Origin of the sequence: Flavobacterium chungbukense (genome assembly GCF_020805785.1) — a bacterium.
Lineage (GTDB): Bacteria > Bacteroidota > Bacteroidia > Flavobacteriales > Flavobacteriaceae > Flavobacterium > Flavobacterium chungbukense.
The window spans coordinates 510,997-527,622 of record NZ_JAJGZV010000001.1; the positions used below are offsets into that span (position 1 = coordinate 510,997).

At 33.2% G+C, this 16,626-nt stretch carries 10 protein-coding genes and 1 tRNA gene; 7 read left to right on the plus strand and 4 right to left on the minus strand.

What is annotated here, in order from left to right; all coding sequences use genetic code 11:
* Positions 1-99 precede the first annotated feature (99 nt).
* From LL966_RS02170 to LL966_RS02185, 4 genes are all read right to left on the minus strand, one after another.
* Entirely contained in the window at positions 100-2,490 is a 2,391-nt protein-coding gene (locus tag LL966_RS02170; protein WP_229349751.1) for a 3-hydroxyacyl-CoA dehydrogenase/enoyl-CoA hydratase family protein, read from the minus strand.
* 38 nt (positions 2,491-2,528) lie between these two features.
* Positions 2,529-2,987, minus strand: a complete 459-nt coding sequence (locus LL966_RS02175) for a MarR family winged helix-turn-helix transcriptional regulator (RefSeq protein WP_229349753.1) — start codon at positions 2,985-2,987, stop codon at positions 2,529-2,531.
* A gap of 232 nt (positions 2,988-3,219) precedes the next feature.
* Positions 3,220-4,245: a helix-turn-helix transcriptional regulator gene (locus LL966_RS02180; RefSeq protein WP_229349755.1), complete on the minus strand. Its 1,026-nt coding sequence runs from the start codon at positions 4,243-4,245 to the stop codon at positions 3,220-3,222.
* 315 nt (positions 4,246-4,560) lie between these two features.
* A complete protein-coding gene (locus LL966_RS02185; protein WP_229349756.1) occupies positions 4,561-5,175 on the minus strand; it encodes an HD domain-containing protein in 615 nt (204 codons plus the stop codon).
* A gap of 484 nt (positions 5,176-5,659) precedes the next feature.
* On the opposite strand from LL966_RS02185, the gene LL966_RS02190 reads away from it, so the two are divergent.
* The 7 genes from LL966_RS02190 (at position 5,660) to LL966_RS02220 (ending at position 15,538) form a co-directional block, all read left to right on the plus strand.
* Positions 5,660-5,776, plus strand: a tRNA-OTHER gene (locus tag LL966_RS02190).
* 246 nt (positions 5,777-6,022) lie between these two features.
* Positions 6,023-8,263, plus strand: coding sequence for a hypothetical protein (locus LL966_RS02195; protein ID WP_229349758.1), 2,241 nt, complete (start codon positions 6,023-6,025; stop codon positions 8,261-8,263).
* Between the two features lie 501 nt (positions 8,264-8,764).
* A complete protein-coding gene (locus LL966_RS02200; RefSeq protein WP_229349759.1) occupies positions 8,765-10,186 on the plus strand; it encodes an RtcB family protein in 1,422 nt (473 codons plus the stop codon).
* 460 nt (positions 10,187-10,646) lie between these two features.
* The gene (locus LL966_RS02205) at positions 10,647-11,447 is read left to right on the plus strand and encodes a TatD family hydrolase (RefSeq protein ID WP_229349761.1); all 801 of its coding nucleotides are present in this window, start codon (positions 10,647-10,649) and stop codon (positions 11,445-11,447) included.
* Positions 11,448-11,660: 213 nt separating this feature from the next.
* Complete coding sequence (locus tag LL966_RS02210; RefSeq protein ID WP_229349763.1) at positions 11,661-14,090, plus strand: hypothetical protein; 2,430 nt, start codon at positions 11,661-11,663, stop codon at positions 14,088-14,090.
* A 1-nt stretch (position 14,091) separates the two neighbouring features.
* The gene (locus LL966_RS02215; protein WP_229349765.1) at positions 14,092-15,051 is read left to right on the plus strand and encodes an HNH endonuclease; all 960 of its coding nucleotides are present in this window, start codon (positions 14,092-14,094) and stop codon (positions 15,049-15,051) included.
* 301 nt (positions 15,052-15,352) lie between these two features.
* The gene (locus LL966_RS02220) at positions 15,353-15,538 is read left to right on the plus strand and encodes a hypothetical protein (protein WP_229349767.1); all 186 of its coding nucleotides are present in this window, start codon (positions 15,353-15,355) and stop codon (positions 15,536-15,538) included.
* Positions 15,539-16,626: the final 1,088 nt, after the last annotated feature.

A 16,626-nucleotide genomic window follows, 5' to 3' on the forward strand; every position in this document is an offset into this window, starting at 1 on the left:
TTTTAAGATTTATTAGAAGAAGAGGAAAGAGGCAAGAAGCAAGAGAAAAGACAAAACTATGTTTTGAAATCTTGCTTCTTGTTTCTTGCTTCTTTTTATCTAATTACGAAGCGGTTTTCCTTTAGTTAACATATACTGAATTCTCTCTAAAGTCTTACGTTCAGTACATAAACTTAAGAAAGCCTCACGTTCGATATCTAATAAATATTGTTCAGATACTAAAGTCGCTTCAGATAAATCTCCACCAGCCATTACGTATGCCAGTTTGTTAGCGATTTTTTTATCGTGTTCAGAAATATATTTTCCAGCTTCCATTTGATCTGTTCCAACTAAGAACATTCCAAGTGCTTGTTTACCTAGTACTTTCACATCAGTTCTTCTGATAGGTTGTGTATAACCCGCTTCTGCCATTAACAAAGCATGTTTTTTAGCTTCAGCAATCTGACGATCTTTGTTTACTACAATAACATCTTTTCCATGTTGAAGAAGTCCTGTATCAAAAGCCTCATAACCAGAAGTTGATACTTTTGCCATTGCGATTGTCAAGAAATACTCTTGAAGAACGTTCAATTCCACATCATTTTTGCGGAATAAATCTGAAGCTCTTAAAGCCATTTCTTTAGATCCACCACCACCAGGAAGTACACCAACACCAAATTCAACCAATCCCATATAGGTTTCAGCAGCAGCAACTACTTTGTCAGCGTGTAAGCTCATTTCGCATCCACCGCCAAAAGTCATTCCGTGAGGCGCAACCACAACCGGAATAGAAGAGTAACGAACGCGCATCATAGTGTCTTGGAACAATTTAATTGCCATGTTCAATTCGTCGTATTCCTGCTCAACTGCCATCATAAAAATCATTCCGATATTAGCCCCAACAGAGAAATTCGCTGCCTGATTACCAATAACTAAACCTTGATATTCTTTTTCAGATAAGTCGATTGCTTTATTGATAGCTTGAAGAACATCGCCACCAATTGTATTCATTTTAGATTGGAATTCTAAGTTCAAGATTCCGTCACCTAAATCCTGAATGATTGCTCCACTGTTGCTCCAAACTTTTTTGCTTTCGCGAATGTTGTTCAGAATAATAAATGAATCTTGTCCAGGAACTTTTACTTGTGATTTTGTTGGAATGTTATAGAAATAAGTCGCTCCTTCTTTTACAGAATAGAAACTTTCGCTTCCGGAAGCCAGCATTTCAGTAACCCATACAGCTGGTTCAAGACCTTCTGCTTTCATGATTTCAATTCCGTTTGCAACACCAATTGCATCCCAGATTTCGAATGGACCATTTTCCCATCCAAAACCTGCCTTCATCGCATCATCAATTTTGTATAATTCGTCTGAGATTTCAGGAATTCTGTTTGACACATATGCAAACATTCCAGCGAAACTCTTACGGTAGAATTCTCCCGCTTTATCTGTCCCTTTTACTAAAACTTTAAAACGATTGATTGGTTTATCGATAGTTTTTGTTAGTTCAAGCGTAGCAAAATTTGCTTTTTTTGCAGAGCGGTATTCTAATGTATCTAAGTCTAAAGAAAGAATGTCTTTATCTACTTTTTTGTAAAAACCTTGTCCTGTTTTACTTCCTAACCAATTATTTTCCATCATTTTGTTGATGAAATCAGGAAGTTTAAATAATTCGTGTTGTTCATCTGTCGGGCAGTTTTCATAAATACCATTGGCAACGTGTACCAAAGTATCCAATCCAACAACGTCAACCGTACGGAAAGTAGCCGATTTTGGACGACCAATTACCGGACCAGTCAATTTATCAACTTCTTCAATCGTTAATCCCATTTCTTTTACCAAGTGGAATAAACTTTGGATTCCGTATATACCAATTCTGTTTCCAATAAACGCAGGAGTATCTTTAGCAACAACCGAAGTTTTTCCTAAAAATTTAGATCCATATTCGTTTAAGAAATCCAATACTTCAGTTGAAGTTTTTGGGCCAGGAATAATTTCAAATAATTTTAAGTAACGCGCAGGGTTAAAAAAGTGAGTTCCACAAAAGTGCTGTTGAAAATCTTCGCTTCTTCCTTCACTCATAAAATGAATTGGAATACCAGAAGTGTTTGAAGTAACCAAAGTTCCCGGTTTACGGAATTTCTCGATTTGCTCAAAAACTAATTTCTTAATGTCTAAACGCTCTACAACAACCTCAATAATCCAGTCTACATTGGCAATTTTAGCCATATCATCAGTCGTATTTCCAGTTGTGATTCTATTTGCGAATTTTTGACTGTAAATAGGAGAGGGTTTCGATTTTAATGAATTCGCCAAATGCTCGTTTACCACACGGTTGCGAACGGCTTTACTTTCAAGCGTTAATCCTTTTTTAGCTTCAGCTTCTGTCAACTCGCGCGGAACGATGTCAAGCAGTAAAACTTCAACACCAATGTTGGCAAAATGACAAGCTATACCTGAACCCATAATTCCGGATCCAATTACAGCAACTTTTTTAATTGTGCGTTTCATAATTTGTTACTTGTTTGTATGAGCAAATGAATCGTTTACTATTCGTTTGCCGTGTTTTCTGTTTGATTAAATATGTTTTTGTCGTGAATTAATTCATTAATGATTTCCGAAACTTCAATAAAATGTTTCAGTTTTTCGTCAGAAACATGCTTTCTAACGGTTTCATTAAACTTCAGAACAGTATTTTTTGATAATTCTCTTTTTTCTTTTCCAAAGTCAGTCAGGTAAATTAAAACACCTCTTCCGTCGCTTGGATTTTTCTTGCGAACAATTAAACCTTTGTCTTCCATAGATTTTAATGTTCTGGTCAGGCTTGTAGCTTCCATTCCCATTCTTGGACCTAAAGCGGTTGAGGGAGTTCCTTCCTCTTTATCAATGCTTAACAAAGCAAATCCCGTTGCCATTGTAGCATCGTATTTTGCAGCCTCTTCATTATACATTCTTGAAACAGCCTGCCATGTAGCTCTCAAAATATAATCTATCGTTTTGTCTTTCATAGGTAACTATATCGATTTCAAATATAATGAAAAAATACTATGCATGCATATTATTTTTTCATAAATTTTTGGTTAGTTAAAAAATACCCTTGATTTAGAGGGTTTTGTGGTTCTTCTGATTTGAAATATACTATTCTTTTTTTAGATTTTAACAATTTATGTGCGGTAAAAATCTCTTTATAGTATTTATATTGGATTTAATTCTGTATTATTCAAAAAAAAATGTATTTCTTTAAGTGAGTTTCTCAGAATCATAGCGTGAAATAGCATCGTTGAGGATCTTTTTCATACGATTTCTCAGACCTTCGGGCCTTAGAATTTCAAGACAATTTCCAAAACCTAATAGAAGCCGTTCCATTTCATAATTTGGTATCACAAACAAATGCAGGATAACACTTCCATCTTCATTTTCTTTAATTAATCGCTGAGAAGTATGCAACGGTTTTGTTATTACATATGGCGCATTCGAAGCATCTACCCACAATTCAATTCGTCTTGCTTTTAATCCTGAATTTACCGTTACGCCAATTACATCTTTATAATAATCATCGGCATCAAAATCTTCTTCTAAATAGGGATGATTAAAATCGTAATCAATAGAAATGATTCTGTCCAAAGCCAGATTCGTAATTGGCTGCGAGGCTTTTTTCTTTCCGATTAAAAACCAGCGGTTATTGAATTCCTTTAATATAAAAGGATGAAAATGGAATTTTGTTTCTTCTCTCGATTTAAAAGATTTATACGTAATTATTAAAACCATTCTTTTGATAATCGCTTGATAGATTTCGTCTAAATAATGCAAACCTTTCAGATTCTCATTTTTGTCCAGATAAATAACTGGTTTTGTATGCGATTTTTCGGAGTAGATTTTATCTTCCAAACGCTGTAGAATATCCGAAACATCATTAAATAGAGAGAAATCTTTAAATTGTTTCAACATCGAAACCGTTTCCGTCAAAACATTCATGTCCGTCTCCGTCAGCGGAATATCAGTTATCGAAAAATCTTCGTCTTCATATTTATAATACTTTTTATCGTAAACCACAATCGGAGCATTGTAACCCAATTTCTCACTACGCATCAATTGAATATCCATTTGAATGGTTCGCTTACTGATCGGATTTTGGCGTCCTTCATATTCAGATAAAGCTTCAGAACATTCTTCGATTAAATCTTCGAGTGTCCATTGCCTGTATTTATTCTGTAGACATTTATCGATGGTTTTGTAGCGAATTAAGGCATTTTTGTTTTGTGACATGTTTTTATGATTTTGGGCGTGTCCCTCCGGGCCGGGCTTTACGTTCCCGCTTTTTTTAAGGCGAAGAAAAATCGCCTTAAAAAAGAGCTCCACTTCAATCCCTCACGCATTTACGTTAATAATGAAATCTCGTTTTCAATGATTTTATTTTCGTTCCAATTTTCCATAGAGACATACCGTAGAGGCGCGCAGCAGTGCGTCTCCGCAACGATTAGCCACAACGCATAGCAAAACCCGACATATTTAATTATTACGTTATATTGGTATCGAATTACTTTGCGTAGACGCACTGCAGTGCGTCTCTACAGACATACTTTATGTTAATATTGAAATTTCCTTTTCTATATTTTGTCTCGCTTTATCCTCATACAAATTCCGAAATTCCTCAGTCTGAAAAATAAACTCATTTTCCAGAAAATGTTTCAAAGCTTTCGCTCTTCCAGGTTTGTAGAGAAAGTCAGGATAAATGCGGTATTCTTTTCTAATTTGTTCAAAATAGATTTTGTAATCATCCCAATCTTTGGCAAGGATTTTCAAATCAAAATCAATTAACCAATTAATATCTTCGATTGAATTGTGTTGATGCTGTTGCGTCGCACAAATCGCATCAAAAATTAATTGTTTATTTAGATTGCTATTTTCTGGTAAAACGGACAAAGCATATTCTGCACTTTTAAGTTCGTTGTCTTTTTTGGAAGCTGAATAAACAAAATCATGATAAAAAATAGAAAATAATATTTCGTCTGGGTTTTGAATTTCATCTCGATAGACTTCAAAACTCGCAATCATTTCTTTTAAATGGGTGAGATTATGATAATGCCTTGATTTTTTGGAATATTCCTTTTCCAAATTCTTCCAGTTTTTCTGAATTTCATCTGCTGAAAAGCCAATATTAGAGAGTAAATCAGAATAAATTTTTTCTAAATTCATAATCGTAAGTGGATTTTTTAAGCTCCAGAGGAGCTAAATATTTATAGCTAATTTATAAGATCCAATCATAAAGCTCCAGCGGAGCGAAACTTAAGTTGGGCTTTATTAAAAAATATGTCGCCCCGCTGGGGCTCTTTTTAGGCATCATCAAAGAGCTATAAATATGTCGTCCCTCTGGGACTTACGCGCTTTTTTCAAATTAATATTTACTCAAATTTAAAATTCTTTTTTTACTGCGCAAAATAATTGCGTAGTAGTTTTGAAATCTTTGTCCAAGAAATAAAACAAGCAGTATTTCTAAAAAATGAAACAAAAATTTCACTACGCAAAATAACTGCGCACTAGTTTTAAAATCTTTGTTCAGAAATAAAAACAAACGTTCATAGAAATAAAAATAAAGAATAAAACAGGTCAAGTTTGAGTTACTTCGAAAACACTTTCCAATGTACAAACTTACACCATTACCTTTTTATTCAATTATTATGAAGCAGTAGCTCAGTGGTAGAGCAGGTAGTTTTGAAATTATCCTGAAAAGGTCAATCAAAACTTACTTCGTACACTTCTAATGTCCGTGTCGTGGGTTCGAATCCCATCTGCTTTACAATTAATGGTCAATTAAAACTTACTTCAGAACACGGCTAATTTCGGTTCGAATCCGAACAAAGTTTTAAAATCATCATTAATAAAAAACGAGGGTCAAGATTAACTTACTTCTTCGCGGTTGTCCCGCTCCATTTAAGCTCAGTTAATTCATTACACTCTAATTTCAGGTCAAGTGTTTCTTACTTCAAAAATCTTTTAGGTAGAACTCAGAAACACCATTATCTAAATTTTAAAAATTAAAAAAATGAAAACAAAAGAATTATTAAAAATCAGTTTACGCCAAAATGCCATTTTCATTCCGTCAGAAATGATTACGAATGACGTTAAAAATTTATCAGGAACAACATCCGTTTTGTTAGCCAATGTTTCAAAACTTGGATTTACATTTTCTGAATCATTATTACATGCTTTAAACAATGTGAGCCCGAATTATAAAATCGAGGTTTTAGAAGTTTTGAGAGAAGTTTTAGGAACAGATAAAAACTGGACGCCATTGGTAAAAGAATGGAATATTCTAACAGGTGAATCTGTTTTGGATCATATCATCACGTATTTCGGAAATGTTTTTAAAACTAAAAACGGAACAGCTTTACAATGCGGACATATAATCCCGGATAATACTTTCCCATTAGAAAGATACAACGGTTGTCCGTTCTGCGGAACTCCGTTTGAATTCGGAAAACTGGAAAATATCGGACAAGGAAGCAAATTGAAAATGCTTGAATTATGGAAAGAAAAAGATTTAAATGATTTCTATATATCGTTATTGCAATCTAAAACCGCTTTAGACGCTACTCAGGTAGATAGTTTAAAAATGGCGATGCAGTATTTGCCTTTACCAAAAACAGAAGTGGCAATGAAGGAAACTTTAATGCTGGTGATTGATCTTTTGATCGAAAATGGTAAAGAAGAAGAAGCGTCTCAGTTTTTGAAAACGCCAACCGATATCTTGCGATACTTATGGTATAAAAACACAGGAATGCTTCAAATTATCGAGCCAAAAACGATTATCAAAAGAACATCAAAAAATGCACAGCATTTCCATAATGTTTTAGATACAAGCGTTCAGTCGAGAATTGCGTCTCAAAAAGATTTGAAACTTAAATATTCCCGAAAAGAATGTTTAATGGTAGCAAATTGGTTGAATAATATGGATATGGAAGTTGAGGCAATGTGCGAAACCATGCATCCAAAAAGAGGAATGTGGGTTCGTTTTATCCGCGCACTTCGTTTGGCAGAATACAGCAAAAGAAAAGGGTTTGAGAAATTGAACTTTTTAATGGATGTATTCTACAACCAAGTGTATGATGTTTGGCAGAGTAAAGTTGATTCGTCAAGATTGAAATTTGATGCTGATAAAACATTTGCATTATTAAAACAGCGTCCAGGATTATTTGCTCGTTCGTTATTCTCGAACATGCTATGGTTTGGAGCAACCGAAACTATTGCTCATTTTGAAGAAATCATCGATAAAGTTCCGGCTCGATTGGTGTTTACTTTAAACATGTATGCTCAAAATTATTTTGATAAAAACATGCAGAGAAGTGTGAAACCTTTGGGTGGAACAAACAAACGAATTGAAGCAAACGCTTTATTGAAGTTGTACGAAGATTTTCAGTTGGAAGCGATGAAAAATCAAATCGAAGAATTGTGTCTTTTGGCCATGAAAAAACGATTTGCGAAAATGGCGAACACCAACAAAACAATCTATATCGATCCGCAATTGTTTAACATTCCGGTTTCTATAGGAGATCGAAGCGAAACGGTTCAGGATTTGCCAGTTGCTTTAATGGGAACACGTTTCCCAATTGAAGGAAACGAAGTGCGATTGTTTATGCAATGGGGGAAAGATTTGCCAGCGCAACATTTAGATATGGATTTGAGCTGTCATATCGCTTATGAAGATAAAGCCGATATTTGTTCTTTCAGCCGATTGAATACAACAGGTTGTCAGCATAGTGGAGATATCCGAAGCATTCCGAATAAAATTGGAACTGCCGAATATATCAACATCAACATTGACGAATTGGCGAAAGCCAAAGCAAAATTTGTAACTTTTACTTGCAACGCATACAGCAACGGAAGTATTACGCCAAATTTGGTTGTAGGTTGGATGAACAGCAAATACCCGATGAAAATTTCGGAGAGAACTGGTGTAGCGTACGATCCGTCGTGTGTAGATCATCAGGTTCGTGTGACGCAAAATGTTGCCAAAGGTTTGGTTTTTGGGGTGTTGGATGTAGCCAAAAGAGAAATCGTTTGGTTAGAAATGACTTTCGGAGGTCAGGTTGTTGGCGGATTGGATTTCAAAGGAGTTCAGGCGTTGTTGTCAAAACTAAACAGCAAATTGAATATTGGTAGTTTGTTACAGCTTAAAGCGGAAGCTCAAGGTTTAACCATCACCGAAAATGAAATTGCCGATGAGGTTTATACAGCGCAATGGGCGATGAATCCAGCGGTTGTTACACAATTGTTGGTGGATTAAGTTGCAAAGATTCATAGTAACAAAGTGACAAAGGTTTTTGTAGAGGCGCACTGCAGTGCGTCTCCGCAAAGATTGGTAAATTTAATCTCGCAAAGGCGCGAAGACGTAAAGTTTTGTTGCCATAGATTATGAGGATTAAAAAGATTATTAAAAATCTGCAGAATCTGCAATCCGGATAGCTATCGGGAGCGGAAAAAAATCTTTGAGTTATAGTAACCACAAAATTTGTCATTTCGACGAAGGAGAAATCACACGCGGGATTCGACAAAGATTGGTGACATTCTGTGGGTAATTTCTAGTGTGATTTCTCCTTCGTCGAAATGACATAAAATGAGAAAAAATAATTTTAATCCTCATAATCTGTGGCTTAAAAAAGAAAAATCTTAGCGACTCTGCGACTTTGCGAGAAATAAAAAAACCTACGCAAAATAACTGCGCAGCAGTATAAAACCTTTGCACCTATGAACCTCTGGACCTTTGTCCCTTTAAAATAAAAAACAAATGAAAACACAAATAAACGGTACAGATATATTAGAATTAGGATTCCCAGAAGGAAAAATAATTGGGATTGCCTTAAAAATAAACAGCAAAAGAAACGGATTCACAAGAGACGAAATGATAGCGAATTTCAAAAACGTCTTAGAGACTCCAGAAAACTATATAGACGATAAAATCTTCAGCAAACTGGCTGTTGCTTTAATCGAAAAATCGAATGAAAAACCAGAAGATTTCATTGCTTTAAACGAAAACCCGAATGCGTATTCGGCTTACGGATTAGATCATATCGAAGATGGAGCCAGAAAACAAATGGAAGTTGCCATGAAACTACCTGTTACCGTTGCCGGAGCTTTAATGCCAGACGCGCACCAAGGTTACGGATTACCAATTGGCGGAGTTCTTGCCACAAAAAATGCCATTATTCCGTATGGTGTTGGAGTTGATATTGGATGTAGAATGGCGTTGTCGGTTTACGATATTCCAGAAGATTTTTACTTTGAAAACGAAGCTAAATTCAAAAGAGAATTAATTGCCAATTCTATTTTTGGAGCAGGTCACGGATTTCACGGTCAGTACAAATCAGATCATGCGGTTTTGGAGAATGAAACTTTCAATATGAATCCGTTTGTGAAGAATTTGAAAGATAAAGCTTGGTCGCAATTAGGATCTTCGGGTGGTGGAAATCACTTTGTGGAATTCGGAATCATGGAATTTGCGAAAGACGATGCGGTTTTAAATATTCCAAAAGGAAAATACGTCGCTTTGTTAACACATTCGGGTTCACGCGGAATGGGTGCAACAATTGCTGGACATTATACTAAAATCGCCAAAGACGAATGTAAACTTCCAGAAGTGGCAAAAAACTTAGCGTATTTAGATATGAATTCACAATTAGGACAAGAATATTGGTTTGCGATGAATTTGGCGGGAGATTACGCTTCGGCTTGTCACGAAATTATCCATAACAAAATGGAACGCGCATTGGGTGCGACGATTTTAGCCAAAGTCGAAAACCACCATAATTTTGCCTGGAAAGAAATCTGGAACGGCGAAGAAGTGATAGTACATAGAAAAGGGGCAACTCCAGCCGGAAAAGGCGTTATGGGAATCATTCCGGGAAGTATGACCGCACCGGGATTTTTGGTGAGAGGAAAAGGCGAGGAGAACGCCATCAATTCGGCTTCGCATGGAGCAGGAAGACAAATGAGCAGAACCCAAGCTATCAAAAACATCACGCCAACCGAAATGAAATCGATCCTGAGAGATCATGGCGTTACGCTTATCGGAGCAGGTCTTGACGAAGCCCCAATGGCGTATAAAGATATCAATCAGGTAATGGAAGCGCAACAAGATTTAGTAGATGTTGTGGCGAAGTTTACCCCGAAATTAGTGAGAATGGCGGATGATGGAAGCCGAGAAGATTAGTTTCTTTTGAGATGCTGAGGTTCTAAGATGCTAAGATTCTAAGGTTTCTCATCACACTGATTATCGTCATTTTATGTCATTTCGACCGAAGGGAGAAATCACACGCGGGATTCGACAAAGATTGGCGACATTCTGTGCGGAGTTTCTAGTGTGATTTCTCCTTACGTCGAAATGATAAACTGTGTGGTTAAAGATTTTTTCACGCAGATTAAAAAAGATTTAAGCAGATGCTCGCAGATTATTTATAAAAATCAATTTAAATCTGCTGGAATCTGCAATCCCGATAGCTATCGGGAGCGTGAAACAAAAACTTTGCTCCCGAAGCCTCGGGACTGCGACTTTGCGAGATTAAAAAGAAAACTTAGTATCTCAGAACCTTAGCAACTTAAAACAATAATAACCAACACAAAGAATAAAAAAAACTTTGTGTCTTAGTGCCTTCGTGGCAAAAAACAAAAAAATGAAAACATATATAGATATCGGAATTAATTTGACCAACAAACAATTCCAAAACGACATAGACGATGTCGTACAAGACGCACTCGACGCCGATGTATCGCAAATGATACTCACGGGTACCAGCGTACGAAATAGCGAAGAATCTGCGAAGATTGCGAGGCAGTATCCAGGTGTCCTGTACGCTACGGCGGGAATACACCCGCATGATGCGAAGTGTTTTGATGCGCAGAGTATTTCGAAACTCAGGAAATTATTAGAACTGAAACACGTAGTTTCGGTTGGCGAATGCGGACTCGATTTTGATCGTGACTTTTCGCCCCGAAACAAACAAGAAGAATGTTACAAAGCCCAATTAGAATTGGCGATAGAAGTACAAAAACCTTTGTTTTTGCACGAAAGAAGCGCTTTTAGTTCGTTTATGAATATTACGAAAGACTATCTGCCGAAACTGCCCAAAGCCGTTGTGCATTGTTTTACGGGAACTTTGCAGGAAGCCAAAACCTATCTCGATAACGGATTTTATCTGGGTTTTACTGGAGCAATTTCAGATGCCAAACGTTTCAGTCATTTAAAAGAAGTCATTCAGTATGTACCGCTCGACCGAATGATGATTGAAACCGATGCGCCGTTTATGCTTCCTAAAAATGTCCCGAACAACCTCTTGAAGAAATACCACGAACGCCGTTGCGAACCTGCTTTTCTGCCGTATGTTGCCGGAACAATTGCACAGTTTAAAGGAATTACTTTAGATAAAGTGGCGGAGGAAACGAGTAGGAATTCTAAAAACTTTTTTGGGATTTAATATTAATTGTAAAGATTATTTGTTGGCTTTTAAATCAGGTGTTTGTACTTGGTTTGAAGGCTTTTTGTTTATATATATTTGAAGGGAAACTCTTTTTATTTCTACAATTTGCAGTATGCTTAAAGTTTTTATCGAAAACTACATATCTTTAATTAAGTGTTTTACCAATTTAGTTACATTTACTTTTCTAGATAAATTTTTAAAATAAAATATATGAGTTTTAAATTAATAGCAATAAGACCACTAAAAGGTTGTAACAAAAAATTTTTAAAGAATTTAAAACAAAATATGTTATACCAGATTTATAATGATTATCAATTTCATTTTAAAAATGAGGATGAAACAAAAGATGTAATTAAAATTGAAAAGTTAGATCAAAATGTTCATGAAAGCCTATTTGGTGAAAAGATCAATATTTCTGCAATAGTAGGTAAAAACGGATCTGGTAAAAGTAGTCTCGTTGAATTATTATATGTCTTTTTTTATAATTTGTCAATTTCAGAAGGTATTCTATCAACAGAAGAAGAAAAAAAATATTTTAAGCGAAAAATTGAAGATTACAGAAAAATAGAGAATTTAAAAGATTCAAAAAGATTCGAAATAATTCAATTATGTATTGATGAGATATTAAATTTTAATTTAGAAGAAAAGAAAAATATTGAAATGCTTAAAAATTTTAATGATGATTCATTTTTGAGTGCAAATGATTGGTTATTAAAAATTGTAACACTTATTAAAATTATACTCGCAAATTCCAATGACGATGTTAAGCTTCCAAAACTAACTAAAAATAATTTTAAAAATGATTTAATAACTTTTTTTGAAAGTGATGAATTTAATTTTTTAAGATTTAGCGGAAAAGATTTAGATGATAATGAGAAAGAATTAATTAGATTATTGACTAGCTATATAAGTAACATAAGTCTTATAGAAGTTGGGGTTTATGCTGAAATATATTTTGAAATAAATAATGTGGTTTTTCAAATTGTTAAAAGTGAAGAAAGTACATCTTTAAATTCACATTTCTATAAATTTGAAAATTTGAAAAAAGAAAAAATTAGTTTTGAGTCTTTAACAATAGATAATTTTGAATTAAAAAAACACTCTCAGTTATTCTATAATTTAGTTGTTAATTATTCCTTATATGGTCTTAATTCAATTGACATGGGACTTTGGGTTGAAAAACTATTTCATAAGAATGATGGCTATCAAACACCAATTGTCATAAATCCCTTTAGAACTAATGGAAATATAGATATTAATAGTGAAAACGGATTAGCTAGAGATCGTTTATTCTACAATATGATAATTAATGAAGATCTACGGCAAGTTACTTTAAATAACAAAGTAGATAATCTTATCGTTTCATTAAAGGAGCAAAATGAATTAAGCGTTATAGCTGATATGTTTTTGAATGAACAAAGTGACTATTATAAAAAATTTACATCCAGTTTAATTTCTTTTTACAATGTAAGTTTTGTTGAAGACAGTCGTTACAGATATAAGGAAGATTTTTTAGATGACATTAACTTCAGTGAGCAAGTCTGCTTAAACTATATAGTTAAAAAATTAAAACGAATTACAGTAAATTACAACATTTATAATCATCTTATATTTAATGATGATAGTATTGATTTTCGCTCATATGCCGATAGTGTAAATAAAATTTCAGAATTGTTAGAATTGCTTAAGAAAGATAAAAGTCATATTACAAACAAATTGCGTCAGGCAGTTAATTTTATTTTTATAAATAAATTTAGAGATGTTCCTAATGTTGTTGATGTTTATCCATTTTATGAGAAGAGTAATTTAATTAATAGTCATCAAAAAAAAGATTATTCAATAAATTTTAAACTTTATAGCGAAAAAATTAAGATGCTAAGTTATGATTTTGGTATAGAAATAATTAATTTATTACCTCCGTCATTTTTCACAAGAGACTTTAACTTTGAAAATAAAAGTAAATTTTCTCAATTGAGCTCTGGTGAAAAACAACAAATCTATAGTATGAATTCGATTTTATATCACTTAATAAATCTTAATTCAACTTACGAAAATGAATTTCCTCATAAATTTCCATATATAAATTTAATTTTAGATGAAATCGAATTATATGCTCATCCTGAAATGCAAAGAAAATATATAAAAGAATTAATCGATGGAATAAACAAATTAAAAATTAATAATATTAAATCAATAAATATCTTGTTTATAACCCATTCCCCTTTTATTCTATCAGACATTCCAAAACAAAACATTTTATATTTAAAAGTAGAGAAAAGTATCCATAATAATGAAAGAATACATGTAGCAATCCCACAACCAATCAACGATAAAAATTCATTTGGAGCAAATATTACTGATTTGCTATCGGATAGTTTCTTTATAAATAATGGATTAATGGGAGATTTTGCAAAAGAGAAAATTAATGAGATAATAGATTTATTAAATGCAATTCAAGTTTCAAAATCTGAAAAAGAATATATAGATAAAATCATTAATATTATTGATGAGCCCCTAATTAAAACAAAATTAAGAGAAAGATATTACAGGAAATTTCCTGAAGAATTTTCTCAGAAGGAAGAAATTGAACTTTTGAATGAACAAGCAAAAAAACTCGGTTTTGAATTAAAAAAGATATAATATGTTTCATATTTATTCATATGATGATGCAAAAATTTTTCATGGTAAACTCGTTCAATGTTGGTTTCTTAGAAAAATAAAAGGAGGCAAAACAAAAAAAAATGGATATAGTTGTAAAGATACTACTTGCCTAGTTTGTAATAGTAAAATACATATGCAAACAGATTTGCCTAGTAAATTAAAAGTATTTTTGCTTAAAGATGATAATATTGAAAAGTTGGTTTCTGGAGTGCCAAAAGAATTACTTTCTTTGGTAGGCAATTTCGAACAGATTAAATTTTCTAAAAGAGATCAAAAAAAGATTAGATCGTTTTTTATTAATACAGGCTATGAAAATTGGTTTCAAGAGAACTATTCGAAAGTTTTTCTCGACAAATTGAATCTTGATACATGTACATATTGTAACAGAAATTACACTTTGAATTTAATTGATAGCAGAACTCGTGCAGAATTAGATCATTGGTTTCCAAAAGAAAAATATCCTATTCTTTCTTTGTCATTTTTTAATTTGATTCCAAGTTGTCATTCATGTAATCATATAAAAGGGAGTCCTAATATCAATTGGAAAGAAGCTTTAGATAATTACATTCATCCTTATATAATTGAAAAACATGAAACTTTTAAATTTGGCTTTAATTACGATCTATCATTGAATGATTATAAGGTTGAAATTGAAGTTAAAAATGGGTCTAAGATTGAAAAGACAGTAGTAGCAAATAGTTTAAAAGAAATTTACAGCTCAAATGCCAGCAAAGAATTAAAAGATTTGGTTGATCTAAGATATAAATATTCAGATAATTATATTGATATTTTGATTAATAAAACCTTTAAAGGACTTATGACAGAAGAGGAAATTTATAGATTGGTGTTTAATATTGAAATCGATGAAAAAAAGTATCATCAAAGACCTTTTAGTAAGTTCAAACATGATGTAATCGAAGAATTAAAAAAGATTAAGTAATATTAATGACAAAATTAAAAATTCGTTTACCTTAAGGAGGTATAATTACAATCCCACGAATAATCTCTATTATTATTTTACAACTATAGAATATAAATAAAAGTAGTACTTTTCTTTCTTTTTAAAATAAAAGTATATCTTTGCGATGCAAAACAATCAAAGGAGAAATCCTTAAAACTTTTTTAAGTTAACATAAACGAATACCTCGTCATGGTGAAGGAACAGGAAACTGTCCTAAATCATTCCTTTGAATGTTTTGCACACCTAAAGCGAGGTATTCGCGTATCTAAAATTTTCTATTATGCAAAAAGAAAATCAAAAACCAACACATCGTGATGTAGTGCCATCCGTAATTAATTTCCTTTCAGATGAATTGTTTGAGGGAGATTACAAAGAACAGCCCATGTATTTGCAGGAAATCTTCGAGCTCTTAATGCATACAGAGTTTGGCGACGATATCAATTTAAGGCAAAAAATCCTGAGCTGATTAAGAACCAGCCGAAATCTGGCAGAAACGTTATCGCCATTTTCAGAGAAGCAGATTCAGAAGGCTTGTCTCAACAAAGGTTAATTTGTTATAAAAAATATATTTTCAGTACATTTTGTTAAATTAATATAAAATATACTACATTTGTATCTGTAATTAATAAACAGAAAAATACATATGATACTTTCAGTAAGCAAAAAAATTAAACAATTGGCCGGAGATTTTCCAGTTGAGGTGTTTGGATGCAATATGTATTTTTATGAATTGAAATGTAGATTTTAGAGTTCAACTCAACATAAAAATATAAAAGCGTCCTGATTTCGGGACGCTTTTTTTTGTTTTTGTTTGTCATTTCGACGAAGGAGAAATCTCCACGAGAAGCTCGACAAAGATTGGATTTTCGTTGCGGAGTTACTTGCGAAGATTTCTCCTTCGTCGAAATGACATACTAATCGAAAAAAACTAAAAAAATATTTAACCAAAAAGTTTAATGATTAATAAAAATAGAGAGATATAGTCTTGGAAAGTAATCTAATGAGTAACAGTCATTTGATACAGAATGAGATCTGCACCAGTTTGCGGAGAGGATTTTCTTTGTCTTTATTTTGGGTTTAACTGATTGATAGTCAGAAAATTAATCTTAAAAAATATTTGGAAATATGAATTTTTCTATCATATCTTTGCCAGACAAAATTGAAACAATTACAATAACAATCGCAATGACAATTGCAATAACAATATAAAAAATAAATAAAATGAGTTTTAAATTATACATACATAACGCAGGATTAGTAGCCGCGACTTCGGATCGTGAATGCTTTTACATGTCGGTGCATCAATATAGGCAATAGGATAGTAATATCGTATTTGTTATGAAGCACCTTTAATCGGGTGCTTTTTTTATGTCTTAGGGCAAAGGAACAAAGTGACAAAGCAACAAAGGGACAAAGGTTTAAAAAAGCTTAGTATCTCAGTCCCGAGGCTTCGGGATAGTACCTCAGAAGCTTAAAAAAAAGTTTAACAATAAAAATTTAAGGATGAATCAAAAAATAGGACTTAGGTCATACTATAGTGGTCAAACAGATAAA

Coding starts and splice junctions, on each gene's coding strand:
- LL966_RS02185 (WP_229349756.1), bottom strand. CDS start 5,175: ATGAATTTAGAAAAAATTTATTCTGATTTACTCTCTAATATTGGCTTT.
- LL966_RS02180 (WP_229349755.1), bottom strand. CDS start 4,245: ATGTCACAAAACAAAAATGCCTTAATTCGCTACAAAACCATCGATAAA.
- LL966_RS02195 (WP_229349758.1), top strand. CDS start 6,023: ATGAAAACAAAAGAATTATTAAAAATCAGTTTACGCCAAAATGCCATT.
- LL966_RS02220 (WP_229349767.1), top strand. CDS start 15,353: ATGCAAAAAGAAAATCAAAAACCAACACATCGTGATGTAGTGCCATCC.
- LL966_RS02175 (WP_229349753.1), bottom strand. CDS start 2,987: ATGAAAGACAAAACGATAGATTATATTTTGAGAGCTACATGGCAGGCT.
- LL966_RS02215 (WP_229349765.1), top strand. CDS start 14,092: ATGTTTCATATTTATTCATATGATGATGCAAAAATTTTTCATGGTAAA.
- LL966_RS02170 (WP_229349751.1), bottom strand. CDS start 2,490: ATGAAACGCACAATTAAAAAAGTTGCTGTAATTGGATCCGGAATTATG.
- LL966_RS02205 (WP_229349761.1), top strand. CDS start 10,647: ATGAAAACATATATAGATATCGGAATTAATTTGACCAACAAACAATTC.
- LL966_RS02200 (WP_229349759.1), top strand. CDS start 8,765: ATGAAAACACAAATAAACGGTACAGATATATTAGAATTAGGATTCCCA.
- LL966_RS02210 (WP_229349763.1), top strand. CDS start 11,661: ATGAGTTTTAAATTAATAGCAATAAGACCACTAAAAGGTTGTAACAAA.